Annotated in this window: 12 protein-coding genes; 5 read left to right on the forward strand and 7 right to left on the reverse strand. The window is 47.6% G+C overall.

Features of this window, described 5'->3' with window-relative positions; genetic code table 11:
- Positions 1-120 precede the first annotated feature (120 nt).
- A complete protein-coding gene (locus C7R73_RS10635; RefSeq protein WP_161525929.1) occupies positions 121-1,623 on the forward strand; it encodes a DUF438 domain-containing protein in 1,503 nt (500 codons plus the stop codon).
- A 314-nt stretch (positions 1,624-1,937) separates the two neighbouring features.
- On the opposite strand, the gene treC is transcribed toward C7R73_RS10635, so the two are convergent.
- The 7 genes from treC to rpmH all read right to left on the reverse strand — a co-directional run bounded on the left by treC (position 1,938) and on the right by rpmH (position 8,940).
- The gene (gene treC, locus C7R73_RS10640; protein WP_106450490.1) at positions 1,938-3,593 is read right to left on the reverse strand and encodes an alpha,alpha-phosphotrehalase; all 1,656 of its coding nucleotides are present in this window, start codon (positions 3,591-3,593) and stop codon (positions 1,938-1,940) included.
- A gap of 80 nt (positions 3,594-3,673) precedes the next feature.
- Complete coding sequence (gene treP / locus C7R73_RS10645; protein WP_106450491.1) at positions 3,674-5,119, reverse strand: PTS system trehalose-specific EIIBC component; 1,446 nt, start codon at positions 5,117-5,119, stop codon at positions 3,674-3,676.
- A 229-nt stretch (positions 5,120-5,348) separates the two neighbouring features.
- Entirely contained in the window at positions 5,349-6,356 is a 1,008-nt protein-coding gene (locus C7R73_RS10650; protein WP_106450492.1) for an oxidoreductase, read from the reverse strand.
- A 157-nt stretch (positions 6,357-6,513) separates the two neighbouring features.
- Positions 6,514-7,338, reverse strand: coding sequence for an RNA-binding cell elongation regulator Jag/EloR (jag, locus tag C7R73_RS10655; RefSeq protein WP_106450493.1), 825 nt, complete (start codon positions 7,336-7,338; stop codon positions 6,514-6,516).
- Positions 7,339-7,373: 35 nt separating this feature from the next.
- Complete coding sequence (yidC, locus tag C7R73_RS10660; protein WP_106450494.1) at positions 7,374-8,204, reverse strand: membrane protein insertase YidC; 831 nt, start codon at positions 8,202-8,204, stop codon at positions 7,374-7,376.
- A gap of 31 nt (positions 8,205-8,235) precedes the next feature.
- Positions 8,236-8,580, reverse strand: coding sequence for a ribonuclease P protein component (rnpA, locus tag C7R73_RS10665; RefSeq protein ID WP_106450495.1), 345 nt, complete (start codon positions 8,578-8,580; stop codon positions 8,236-8,238).
- Positions 8,581-8,805: 225 nt separating this feature from the next.
- A complete protein-coding gene (gene rpmH / locus C7R73_RS10670) occupies positions 8,806-8,940 on the reverse strand; it encodes a 50S ribosomal protein L34 (RefSeq protein ID WP_072763781.1) in 135 nt (44 codons plus the stop codon).
- A gap of 570 nt (positions 8,941-9,510) precedes the next feature.
- Between rpmH and dnaA the strand changes: the two genes are divergently transcribed.
- From dnaA to recF, 4 genes are all read left to right on the forward strand, one after another.
- Positions 9,511-10,842 carry a chromosomal replication initiator protein DnaA gene (gene dnaA, locus C7R73_RS10680; RefSeq protein WP_068562126.1) on the forward strand — a complete coding sequence of 444 codons (1,332 nt, stop codon included), beginning with the start codon at positions 9,511-9,513 and terminating at the stop codon, positions 10,840-10,842.
- A gap of 177 nt (positions 10,843-11,019) precedes the next feature.
- Complete coding sequence (gene dnaN / locus C7R73_RS10685) at positions 11,020-12,171, forward strand: DNA polymerase III subunit beta (protein WP_106450497.1); 1,152 nt, start codon at positions 11,020-11,022, stop codon at positions 12,169-12,171.
- A gap of 363 nt (positions 12,172-12,534) precedes the next feature.
- Positions 12,535-12,801, forward strand: coding sequence for a S4 domain-containing protein YaaA (gene yaaA / locus C7R73_RS10690; protein ID WP_068562139.1), 267 nt, complete (start codon positions 12,535-12,537; stop codon positions 12,799-12,801).
- Positions 12,798-13,919 carry a DNA replication/repair protein RecF gene (gene recF / locus C7R73_RS10695; protein ID WP_106450498.1) on the forward strand — a complete coding sequence of 374 codons (1,122 nt, stop codon included), beginning with the start codon at positions 12,798-12,800 and terminating at the stop codon, positions 13,917-13,919. Before yaaA ends, recF begins: the two co-directional genes overlap by 4 nt.
- Positions 13,920-13,923 lie beyond the last annotated feature (4 nt).

Here is a 13,923-nt window from a genome sequence, read left to right on the forward strand (position 1 = left end):
GCCCTAACTATCGCTGCAACGCACGAATGCTGTAGCATCCAGCAGCTCCTTTCAAGTATAATGAAGCCAGCACGAAACCAAAAGAAACATTTCACAAATTCAAATAGAGGTGGAAAATTTATGAAAGAAATCAGTTTGAACGATACCGTCTACAACCTGGTGAAGCAGTACCCTGAAATCAGGGAAGTCATCATCAGTCTGGGCTTCGAACCCTTGCGCAGCGACAAGATGCTGAATACCGCCGGCCGGATCATGACCATCGGGAAAGCTCTCAAACGCAATGACGTACCGGAGGATGCATTTGTTGAAACCCTGGCAAAAAATGGGTTCAGCGTGAAGGAATTGACGTCGGCAGCAGTTGCTCCAAGCGAAGCGGCAGAGACCGCCGCTCTAACCGGCGGAATTGCCCGTATGGGGTCAACGGAATTCCAGGAGCGCCAGGACATTCTGCAGAGCCTCATCCTGCGCTTGCATAAAGGAGAGGATTGGGATGCGGTGCAAGCCGACTTCAAGAAACATTTCACGGGCGTCAGCGCCTATGAGATTTCCGTCATGGAGCAAGGCTTGATGGGCAAAGGGATAGACGCCGAAGACATCCAACGCCTCTGCAACGTGCACGCATCGCTCTTCGGCGGATCCATCGAAGCGGTCTACACCACTTCAGCGGAACAGCAGCATGCCGGGCATCCGATCCAAGTTTTGAAACTCGAAAACTTGGCCATCGAAAACACGCTGGAGAAGGTCAGCAAATTATTGGCCGTCTACCTTGAAACGAAGGAACCCAGCCTGAAAGCAGGCATCCAGAAACAATTGGCGCTGCTCGGCGAATTCGACAAGCATTATGCCCGCAAAGAATACGCCATTTTCCCGATCATGGAGAACAAAGGCATCACTGCCCCGCCGAAAGTCATGTGGGGTGTCGATGACGATATCCGCGCCATGTATAAGGACTTCAAAACCCTTCTGCAAAACGAGGACTTCGCTGCGATTCCAAAAGCATTCTCCGACCTGAAATACGAAATGACGGAGATGATCACGAAGGAAGAAGACATCCTCCTGCCGATGATCATCGACATCTTCAATGAGGACCACTGGCTGCAGATCGCCAAGGAGTCCGAAGAGATCGGCTACTGCATCGTCAAACCGGAAGCAAAATGGGTGCCGGAACGTTCCATTCCCGAGGATGTTTCACATGAAACACTGACGACTGAAGCGAATCCTTACATCACTTTCCAAACCGGGCACCTGACGCCTCACCAACTGGAAAAGATGCTGAACAACATCCCTTTGGAATTGACTTTTGTGGATGCGGACAACATCGTGCGCTACTACAATGACAACGGCGAAGAAAAATTCTTCAAGCGCACCAGCAGCGCAATCGGCCGCGATGTCATGAACTGCCATCCGCCGAAGAGCCTGCCGATCGTCACAAAGCTGCTCGCCGACCTGAAATCGGGCGCGAAAGAAAGCGAATCGATGTGGTTCCGCGCGATGGGCAAATTCATCATGGTCACCTACCGCGCCGTCAGGGATGACGACGGCAGCTATATGGGAACCCTTGAATACGTGCAGGACATCCAACCGATCATCGATCTTGACGGCGAAAAGCGGACACTGTCCTAAACCGCCTTCGCGGGAAACTACCGAAAACAAAACAAATGCAAGCTGTCTCTTTTTGAGGCAGCTTTTTTCGCCCTCAGACAACTTTCGGTATCCCCCTCCTCCTGCGAGCGGAGGCCCCGCCGGAGGAGGCCAACGTTCTCTCCTGCGTACTCCGACGAGGGCAGCTTCACCGGAGGGCACACGACTGACCATCAGTGTGTTCCGGTGGACGCACGCTTCACCGGATCTGAGAAGAGATTCCGCCATCCTTCTCCGGCCAGCCGGCAGCTCACCCAAAAGAAGGGCCATCCCAAGGAGATGGCCCTTCTTGCTGGTTATTTGGTTATCCTGAAAGCAATGGTTTCGTATGGCTTCAGCGCGAAGGCCGCCGTGACCTGTCTTTCCCCATAGTTGCCGGCCAAGAAACTGCTGGCCGTGTTTGCCCATTCTTCCGGTATGCTGATTGTGTACTCGCCGGCATAGAAATGGTTCAGGACAAGCACTTTTTCCGATTCATTCTCCCGGATGTAGGCAAACACTTCGGGATCGTCCAACAAGATACTCTCGTAGGAACCGTCGGAAATGACCGGATGTTCTTTGCGGATACGGATCAACTCCTGGTAGTAACGGAAAATTTTGCCCTCAGCGAGCTCCTTCTCGACGTTCACTTCCGGATAATTGGCCGCCACTTGCAGCCAAGGTTCGCCTGTCGTAAAGCCGGCGTGCGGGCTGCTGTCCCATTGCATCGGCGTCCGGCTGTTGTCGCGGGATTTTTGTTTGATGATGCGCATGGCCTCCTGATGCGTCAATCCGGCAAGCTTCAGGTCGCGGTAGGCATTGTGCGACTCGATATCCCGATAAACGCTGATGTCGTCATAGTCCGGATTCGTCATGCCGATTTCCTCGCCCTGATAGATGTAAGGCGTGCCCCGCAGCAGATGGATCGTTTGCGCCAGCATGGAGGCTGTTTCGAAAGGATAACGGATCGGATCGCCGAAGCGGCTGTTGGCGCGCGGCTGATCATGATTGTTCCAGAACAGTGCGTTCCAGCCGTTTCCGTCCGACATTCCTGCCTGCCACTCATTCAAAATTCGCTTCAGTTCAAGAAAATCGAAGGGATGATCCGTCCATTTTTCACCATCTTTGTAGTCGACCTTCAGATGGTGGAAGCTGAAGATCATCGACAATTCGTTCCTGTCCGGATTCGAATAAAGGATCCCGTTTTCGACAGTGGTCGAGGACATCTCGCCGACCGTGATGATATCCTCCAATGTGCCGAACGATGCCTGATTCAGCTCGTGGATGTATTCATGGACAATCGGACGATCCGTGTAGAGGCTCTTTTCGTTGCTTCCTTCACTGTCCACCAACGCGACATCCTTGCCGATGAGGTTCAAGACATCAAAACGGAAACCCTTGATGCCTTTTTCCAACCAGAAATTGACGACTTCCTGCAGTTCTTGGCGCACTTTCGGATTGCGCCAATTCAGATCCGCTTGCGTGACATCAAACAGATGCAAATAGTACTTGCCGGTGTTCCCGAATGGCGCCCACGCCTCCCCGCCGAATTTCGAACCCCAATTGGTCGGCAGGCTGCCGTCTTCTTTCGGATCGCGGATGATGTAATAATCCTGGTACTCTTTGTCCCCTGCCAATGCCTTCTGGAACCACTCATGCGTAGTCGACGTATGGTTGAACACCATGTCGAACATGATTTCGATGCCGTGCTGCTTCAGCTTGCGGATCAGTTCTTCAAAATCTGCCATCGTGCCGAAAACAGGATCGATGGCATAATAATCAGTGATGTCATATCCATTGTCCATCTGCGGAGATACGAAGATCGGATTCATCCAGATCATATCGATGCCCAACTCCGCCAAATATGGCACTTTGCTGATGATCCCCTGGATGTCACCGACGCCGTTGCCGTCGGAATCCTTGAACGATTTTGGATAAAGCTGATAAATCACTTTTTTTTGAAAGTCTTTCATTGTAATTCCCCCCTGTCTTCTCACTATGACTGAAGGCAAAAAGCTCCACTAACAGCTTTTTGCCTTCAGTAATTCAATTTTTACTTTTGAGTTTGGATAACCGGTGCGTCCTCGACTTCGCCTTTGGGAACGAAAAGTTGTTTCTTATCAAACGCAATCGTCAACAGGAATGGCACAACGATCGCAATGGCCATACATACGATGAACATCACCATCGAATCAGTCTGGATGCTGAGGAAACCAGGAATCCCGCCGACTCCGATACTGTTCGCCATGACATTGAAGGTCGTAGCCACCAAACCGGCGATCCCGGATCCGATCATCGCTGCAACGAACGGATAGATGTATTTGATGTTGATACCGAACATGGCCGGCTCGGTTACGCCCAAGTAGCAGGAGATGGCGGCCGGTATGGAAACCTGTTCCTCTTTTTCATTCCCTCTGTGCAGGAAGATGATCGCCATAACGGCCGATCCTTGTGCAATGTTCGAAAGGGCGATCATCGGCCACAGGTTCGTGCCGCCGAAATCCGCGATAAGCTGCAGGTCGATGGCATTGGACATATGGTGAAGCCCCGTTATGACGAGCGGCGAATACAGCGTACCGAAGAACAGACCGAACAGCCATCTGAAGTCCCCTGTCAATCCGGCATAGACGACTTCGGAAACCCATTGTCCGATTGTCCAACCGATAGGACCCAGCACGGTATGCGCGATGATGACAGTAGGAACCAAGGCCAACAACGGAACAACAATCATCGAAATGTACTGCGGAATCCATTTACGCAGCCAGATTTCCAAGTAGGCCAACACAAACCCAGCCAACATGGCAGGAATGACTTGCGCTTGATAACCGATCTTGTTGATTGTGAAAGCACCGAAATCCCAGAATGGAATCTGTTCCGCCCCGGCGACACCATAGGCATTCAATAATTGCGGTGATACCAATGTGATCCCGAGAACGATACCCAGAATTTGCGTAGTGCCCATCTTTTTCGTGATGCTCCAAGTGATACCGACTGGCAAGAAGTGGAAAATCGCTTCACCGATCAGCCAAAGAAAATCATTGACGCCTGTCCAGAACTGCGAGTTGGAAACAATCGTACCGTTGGCAAAATTGATTCCTTCAAGCACGTTGCGGAAACCGAGGATAAGACCCCCTACTACGATGGCCGGAATCAGCGGCGTAAAGATTTCCGCCAGAACAGCCATGGCACGCTGCACAACATTCTGATTCTGCTTAGCTGCCGCTTTTGCCTCATCTTTTGAGACGCCCTCTTTGCCGGATACCTTCGCGAACTCGTTATAAAATTGTGGCACTTCATTACCGATGATGACCTGAAATTGTCCTGCTTGGGTGAAGGTTCCTTTAACTGCGGGTATGTCTTCGATCTTCTTGATGTTGGCGGCAGCGGGGTCATTCAGGACGAAACGCATCCGAGTGGCACAGTGACTGACTGCAGAAATATTATCGGGTCCCCCGATATACTCCAGCAAATCTTTTGCATCTTTGTTGAAATCTACCATTTTTTCTCCTCCTCAACTTGTATATACATGTTCCTGACATTTCTATTTTACCGCGAAACATTCTATAATGCAAACGTTTTCCGTCTGCTTCGTTTTTACTTGTATAGACAAGTTTCCTGTTTTCCGTATTTTATGAAGCGTTAACAAGCTGGACAACACCCTAAAAAAAAACGACAAAAGAATCGGATGATGCCCGGTTCCTTGCCGTTTTTTGATTATGCTGAGTCGTTCATATCCCGTTTTTCACTTTCACCAACGTACGCCCATGCATCTTTCCGTCCATGATTTTCTCGAAAGCCTCTGGCAAATCTTCCAGCGTGATTTCCTGTTCGACCAGCAACTCGAGATTTTCCGGCTTCAGATCGCCTGCCATGCGCCCCCAAAGTTTGATGCGCTCAACGTACGGATGGTTCACCGAGTCGATCCCCACAAGCTTGACACCCCTCAGGATGAATGGCAGCACGGTCGCTTCGAATGCGATTCCGCCGGCATTTCCGCTCAAAGCCAGACAGCCGCCGTAGTGCAGCTGCGCCAACAAATCAGGCAGCATCGGACCGCCGACCGGATCGACGATCGCCGCCCAACGTTGCTGCGCCAATGGCCGCTTCTTATCCAGCGCCACTTCATCGGGATGGAATACCGCTTCAGCTCCGAGTCCCTTCAGGTAATCCAGGCAGTCCACTTTCTTCCGGGACACGGCTTCGACCGTATACCCAAGACGCTTCAGCATGGCAATCGCCATCCCGCCGACACCGCCGGAAGCTCCCCTCACCAAAACAGCACCCGTTTGCGGCTGGATGCCTTGTTGCTCCAAAGCATCAACCGATTCCGCCGCTGTGTACCCGGCCGTTCCGATGATCATCGCTTCCTTCAGGCTCAAACCTTCAGGCAACGGCACGACCCAGGCCGCAGGGACCCGGGCATATTGGCTGAATCCGCCGAAATGATTCACCCCTAAACCGTAGCCAGTCACGATTACCTCATCCCCTGCCCGGAAAGCCGGATCGAGCGATTCCACAACCACACCGCTCAGGTCGATCCCCAAAATCATCGGATAATTGCGGATGACTCCGCTTTTCGGATTGGTTCCGGCCAGCCCGTCCTTGTAGTTGACGCTCGAATAGTGCACTTTGATCAGCACCTCCCCATCAGGCAAGTCCTCTTTTTTGAATGTTCTGATTGTTGTCTCCACTTTTGCATCTGTATTTTCCGCCCATAAAGCCTTGAACTCTTCCATACTGCATTCCCCTCTTTTCCGCTTGTATTTTATTAAGTTTAGTCCATCTTCCCATAATTTGCGACCTCTTCCCCGCAACCCACAGGAAAAAAGAGCCAAATAAAAAAACCTTCGCCAGGGATCAGCTTGATTCCCGGTGAAGGTTTTGGATGTACGCTTAGTCCGCTATCTCAACGACCAAATAACGATGCGGCTCTTTGCCCTCGGAATGGGTTTTGATGCGTTTGTTCTGGCTCAAACGCGCATGGATCTGTTTTCTTTCGAAAGCAGGCAGCGGCTCAAGGAACACGGGTTGTTTCGTTTTGATGACGCGTTCCGCAGTACGGTCGGCGATGCTTTCCAATACGGCAGCTCTGCGCTCACGGTAGTCCCCGACATTCACGATTACGGACAGGCGACGACGCACATAGCGTTGCACCAGCGCTTGCGCCAATATCTGCAGAGCATTGACGATTTTTCCGTATTTGCCGATCAATAACCCTGGCTTTTCGCTTTCCATTTGGAAAATCAGCATATTGTTCTTCTCTTCGACCGTCACGATCGCAGGAGCCCCGTATGCTTCAGCTACCGAAGTAAGATACTCGGTGACAGCGGCAATCGCTTCATCACGGCCGGATTCTTCATCATAATCTTCATATTCTTCGGCTTCTTCATCCTCATCAGAAGAAATCAGTCTATCAATTTCAGGTTGATCAGCCAATATCTTTTCCGCAGTTTCCGGATAATCCTCTTCAAGATCTTCTACGATATCTTCGACTGTCTCTTCGATTTCAGCTAACTGGATATCGCTTGCTTCATCAAAGTCCCTGATTTCTTTGAGCGTGATTTCAACGACTGCCTCTTTTTGTCCGAATCCAAAAATCCCTTTTTTACCTTCAGAGATTACGACGATATCGGCTTCATGGCTATCTACGCCCAGCAAATCCAGACCTTTGCGAATCGCTTTATCAACGGTCGTATCTTTCGCAATTACTTTATCCATAATAGAATGTCATCCTTTCCTACTTCAAAGTATAACTAGTTTTTCTTTTTCTTTTTAGGATTTTGAGCTTTCTTCAATGCTTTTTCGCGCGCTTTTATTTGTGCTTCCGCTTGTTCGCGCTCGCGGATAGCCTTGTATGGGTTGTTCAGCATCAGCGTCTGACCGACCGAGAAGGCATTGCTTGCTACCCAGTACAATGACAAGGCGCTCGGGAAGTTGATACCCATCATCAAAATCATGATCGGCATCGTGTAAGTCATCGATTTTGTCGCGGGATTCGCTTCCGTCTGTGACATCATCGTCAGCTTGCTTGTGGCATACGTCAGGATGGCGGCCACTACCGGCAGAATGAAGAATGGATCGCGTTCTCCCAAGTTCATCCATAGGAAGCTGCCGCTCTTCAAAATTTCAGTTCTGCTGATCGCTTGGTACAACGCCATCAAGACAGGCATTTGAACCAAAACAGGCAAACAACCCATATAAGGATTTACATCGTTATCTGCATAAAGCTTGGAAACTTCTTTCTGCAGATGTTCTTGCGTTTCCCGATCTTTAGAGGCATATTTTGCCTGCAACGCTTTTATCTGCGGTTGAACAGCCGACATTTTTTTCGTGCTCTTCGTCTGGAAATGATTGAGTGGTAACAGGATCACCCGGATAATGATCGTGAAGGCAATGATTCCTAGGCCATAATTACTGAAAAATAGATCGGACAACCACACGATCATGTTGGAGAAATTAAAGACAACATAACGATCCCAAAAACCGGCACTTTCTGAGGTGATGGGTTCCGTTCCACACGCTGATAGGACAATCATAACAGCAAATAAGCTGAGTGTAAAAAGTAATCGCTTACGCTTTGACAAGAGAACTCCTCCTTAATAGGAATAACATAGTTTATTTATTGTTTAAAAGGTTGGAAAGCTTAAGGACATGGACCAGACTCTTCTTGACTTCCGCAGACGACATTTCAGCAACCGGTTTGCGCGCGATAACGATGAAGTCAATATCCTGAACCAAATCTGCCTTCAATTCCGTGAGTGCTTGGCGGATTTTTCTTTTGACGGCATTCCGCACCACGGCATTGCCGATTTTTTTGCCAACGGACAGACCGACACGAAAATGCGGTTGCCCCTTTTTATCGAGCACGTAGATCACGAATTGGCGGTTCGCTTTGGACACGCCATTATGAAATACTTTCTGAAATTCTTTTTCTTTCTTAACACGAAAAGATTTCCTCATGTTCTTCCCTCAAATCTGCAATCATAACATGCAAAAAAAATCTCCCCCAAATGGAGAAAAACAGAAAAATTTCTCTCTCCGTTATCATCACAAATATGAACCCACTCCCGAGGCATTGCTGCTTTCGGTTCTGTTGGACACATTTGTCATACTCTCCATTTAAGAAAGACATTTTTGCATTTTTCGAAATACTTAAAAAAAAAGACCACTGAAACGGTCAGTGATCTATGCAGAGATAACTTTTCTGCCTTTAGCGCGTCTTCTTGCTAATACTCTACGGCCGTTTTTTGTGCTCATACGTTTACGGAAACCATGAACAGATTGACGGTGACGTTTTTTAGGTTGGTATGTTCTTTTCATTGATCTTTACACCTCCTGATAAACTATCTTTCAAATAGGTTATATTTCACTGTTTAGACAGTCCATTAACATTATAAAGAGACAGAATGTGACCTGTCAAGTAAAATTGGTTCATTTTATTGAACTCACTGAGATATAATAGCACAAAACATTGAAAGATAAAACACCTTTCTTGAAAAAAATTTGATTCTCATCAAAATAAAATTATCCACAACCTTTTTTTTAATACACAATGCCACGGGATAACTCCTGTAGCCTCCTTGATTGCTCACACCTTCGACCCGATTTATCCACATTCCTACAGCATGTGCATTTCTTCCGAAACCCCACTCCCAAAACCTGTGGAAAAGTGTATCAAACGCTGTAACAATCAACATTTTCAGAACGCGTCATTCCACAACAGACAGTGGACAACCGCTTCGTCCACAAACCTTGTCCACACCCTCCGCAAGCCTGTGGACAACTATTTATGCACCGGTTAATTGTTTTATTCACAGCTGAAAAGAGTTGTGGAAAACTTTTTGATATAATGCTAAAATAAAAAGGACTCACTAAAAGGAGGTGTCCCATTTGGATGACATCTATTCATTATGGCGTTATCTGCAAGAAAAATTTCAAGAATCATTGTCCAAAGTCAGCTACGATACTTGGATAGACAGCGCAGTCCCGGTCCGACTGACTGATACGAATATCATCATCGAAGTTCCCTCTTCTTTACATAAAGATTATTGGCAAAATAATTTGATGAGCAGAATTGTCGAAGGCATCTACGAATTCAGCGGCAAAGAACTGACTCCCATTTTTATGATCAAGAATGAGGAAATGCCTGATATTGCAAAACCGACCATAAAACGCACCAACAACAATCGTCTCTTCAAGGATGCCCAACTGAACAGCAAGTATACCTTTGACACCTTTGTTATAGGAAAAGGAAACCAGATGGCTCATGCTGCCGCCCTCGTCGTGGCGGAGGAACCCGGCACAATCTACAACCCGCTCTTCTTCTATGGAGGCGTCGGCTTAGGCAAGACCCATTTGATGCACGCCATCGGCCATCAAATGCTGCAACTGCGGCCAACCGCACGGGTAAAATATGTCAGCAGCGAAACGTTCGCCAATGATTTCATCAATTCCATCCAGAATCGGACGCAAGAGCAATTCCGCAATGAATACCGCAGCGTCGACTTACTGATGGTCGATGATATTCAATTTTTTGCCGACAAAGAAGGAACGCAGGAAGAGTTCTTCCATACTTTCAATGCGCTTTACGATGAACGCAAACAGATTGTACTGACGAGCGATCGCTTGCCGAACGAAATCCCTAAACTGCAGGAACGGCTTGTCTCCCGTTTTGCTTGGGGCTTATCGGTTGATATCACGCCGCCCGATCTGGAGACGCGCATCGCCATTCTGCGTAAAAAAGCCAACAGCGAACGCCTTGAAATTCCCGATGACACTCTCAGCTATATCGCTGGGCAGATAGATTCCAACATCAGGGAACTGGAAGGTGCCCTCGTGCGGGTTCAAGCCTATTCAGCGATACAAGGGACCGACATCACCACCAGTCTGGCGGCGGACGCGCTGAAGAGCATCATGCCTTCCGAAAAACCAAAAGCTTTATCCATCTATGCCATCCAGCAGGCGGTAGGGAAATATTACCATGTGACCGTCGAGGAATTGAAAGGCAAAAAGCGCACTAAGGGAATCGTCGTGCCAAGACAAATCGCCATGTATCTTTCCCGAGTGATGACCGACAATTCCTTACCGAAGATCGGTTCCGAATTCGGCGGCAAGGATCACACAACCGTCATTCACGCCCATGACAAGATTGCCCTTTCCGTAAAAAAAGACCCTGTTCTGCAACGCGAAATCGAGACGATCCAAAACAGTCTGAAAAAATGATCCTCTCGCGCATTGTGGATAAGCCAATAAATAAGACGGCATTTACGAACACGTTATCCACAGGTGGAAAACTATTGGTTTTGTCAGCTTCTTTCACTTATCCACAGTATGAACAGGCCCTACTACTATTACTAATATTATTTAATTTATATTAATAACCATCGGAGGTCCCTTATTATGAAATTTTCCATTAATCGTCAGGTTTTGATCAAACACTTATCTGACGTACAAAGAGCTATTTCCAGCAGAACGACAATCCCTATTTTGACAGGGGTAAAAATCAGTGCTGATGAAAATGGGATCGTATTGAGCGGAAGCGACTCGGATATTTCTATCGAAACGCTGATTCCTGTGTCAGAAGAAAATAACCAGATCGAAATCCACACACAAGGCGGCATTGTCCTGCCGGCTCGTTTCTTCAGCGAAATCGTAAAAAAATTAGCTGACGAAAAAATCACGATTGAAGTCAAAGATCATTTCCAGACAAACATCACTTCTGCAAAAGCATCTTTCACCATCAACGGAATCGATGTAAACAACTATCCGAATTTCCCGGTCATCGATTCGAATGAAGTCATCACCTTGCCGACCGCTTTATTCAAACAAGTGATCCAGCATACGGTAATCGCAACGTCGACACAGGAAAGCCGTCCGATCTTGACTGGGGTGAACATGACCATCCAAAATGGGAAATTGACAGCTGTCGCTACGGACAGCCATCGTTTAAGCCAGCGCATCATCTCGATCGCGGCTCCGGAATCACAGCTGGAAAAAACCTACAATGTCATCATTCCCGGAAAAAGCTTGGTGGAACTCTCACGGATCGTTGAGAACCAAGCGACGATCGAAATGATGATCACGGAGAACCAAGTCCTTTTCAAAGCCGAAAATGTTTATTTCTACTCGCGCTTGCTGGAAGGCTACTATCCGGATACAAACCGGTTGATTCCGGCCAGCTCCAGCACGCAGATCGTCCTGAATGCCTATGATTTGCTGCAGGCTACCGACCGTGCCTCCCTGCTTTCGCATGAAGGCAAAAACAATGTCGTCAAACTGTCCATCGACGCAAACAAAGTCGAGTTATCTGGAAACTCTCCTGAAGTCGGCAATGTGGAAGAATCCTTGGCTTATGAGTCCGCCAGTGGCGATCCGCTGATCATTTCCTTCAATCCTGATTACATGAAGGATGCGCTGCGCACATTCGGCCAACAGGATGTCCAAGTCAATTTCACTTCGGCTGTACGCCCGTTCACGGTCGTGCCCGCAGATCGTGAAGACGATAACGATAATTCGTTCATCCAATTGATTACGCCTGTAAGGACCTATTGATCCGAAAGATATAGTCAAAAAAGCAAGGAGACGATCCGATCGTTTTCTTGCTTTTTGCTTATCCAAAAATGAAAACGCTCGGACCAGCCGTTTTTCCCATAGGAAGAAAGTCCGCATCCGCTCCATTTGTTCAGTTAAAGATAAAATGACCGAAAAACGCGAATTTTAAATTTATAAGCCTATAGACGCGTTCGTTGGGATATAGCTAATTTGTATTGTTTTCGAAAAAAATTGAAATAAGGGCCTTTTTTTTCGCGAAAATTTGAAATTGATCAAAAAAAATAGTATAATAAACATATTAATGAGCGTTGTTGCGTGGATTTTATTTTCCACGCTTATTTTATTGGAAAATAGGTGAATTTCTTGAAAAATATTGTGAATATTGATGCAGAGTTCATTACTCTTGGTCAACTACTGAAACATGTCAATCTGATTTCCAGCGGCGGAATGGCCAAATGGTTCCTTTCAGAATACGTGGTGTATGTAGATAACGAAAAAGAAGACCGCAGAGGCCGTAAATTGTTTCCCGGTACGATGATTGATATCCCTGGTGAAGGCACTTTCTTCATCCAGTCAACAAAATCGGATAAAGAAGAGGCTGAGCAAGACAACAGTGAGTCCGAAGCATGATCCTGAAAGAAGTGACGCTGCAAAATTTTCGGAATTATCCGTCTCTTTCCGTGTCCTTTTCAGATGGCATCAATGTGTTTTTGGGTGAGAATGCGCAAGGCAAAACCAATCTCATGGAAGCAATCTATGCATTGGCTTTGGCAAGGAGTCCGCGCACGTCAAATGAAAAAGAAATGATCCGGTGGCAAGAAGAGTCCGCCAAGATATCCGGAAAAATCCAAAAAAGGGTTTCTACGTTCCCTTTGGAAATCATTTTTTCCAAAAAAGGTAAGATTGCCAAAGTCAATCACCTGGAGCAAAAAAAGCTGAGCCAATACATCGGCCAACTGAACGTTGTGCTGTTTGCCCCGGAAGACCTGAATCTGGTGAAGGGCGCACCCGCCAACCGGAGAAAATTCCTGGATATGGAACTGGGCCAGATGAACCCTGTCTATCTGCATGATCTTGTGCAATATCAGCGGATACTGAAGCAACGGAATCTTTATCTGAAGCAGTTGGTGACCGGCAAAGCCAAGGATGAAGTCTATTTGGATGTGCTGACTGAGCAATTGGCCATTTTGGGTGCCGATCTGTTGGTCTACCGTCTGCAGTTCATCAAAAAATTGGAAGCCTGGGCCCAACCGCTGCACAAAGAGATTTCTTTGGAGCGGGAAGAACTGACGATCGCCTACAAGTCCAATATCGAGTTGTCTGATGAGATGGATAAAGACGCTATTTTTTTGAAATTGATGGAAGCGTTCCGCCAAGGAAAAAGCCGGGAAAGGGATCAGGCGGTCACCCTATTCGGTCCGCACCGCGATGATCTGATCTTTCAGGTGAACGGGCGCAATGTCCAAAACTACGGCTCTCAAGGGCAGCAAAGAACGACTGTCCTCAGTCTAAAACTGGCGGAGATCGAATGCATGAATGAGGTCCTGGGGGAGTATCCGATCCTGTTGCTGGATGATGTCCTGTCAGAATTGGATGATGAACGCCAGACCCATCTGCTGAAAGCGATCGAGAAGAAGGTACAGACCTTTTTGACGACAACCAGTTTGGATGGCATAAAAAAGAACAAGATAGACGAACCGACTATCTACCATATAAAAAACGGTGAAGTAGAAATGGAAGGTGTGTAACAGA

It is taken from the genome of Trichococcus alkaliphilus (genome assembly GCF_003008695.1).
GTDB lineage: Bacteria > Bacillota > Bacilli > Lactobacillales > Aerococcaceae > Trichococcus > Trichococcus alkaliphilus.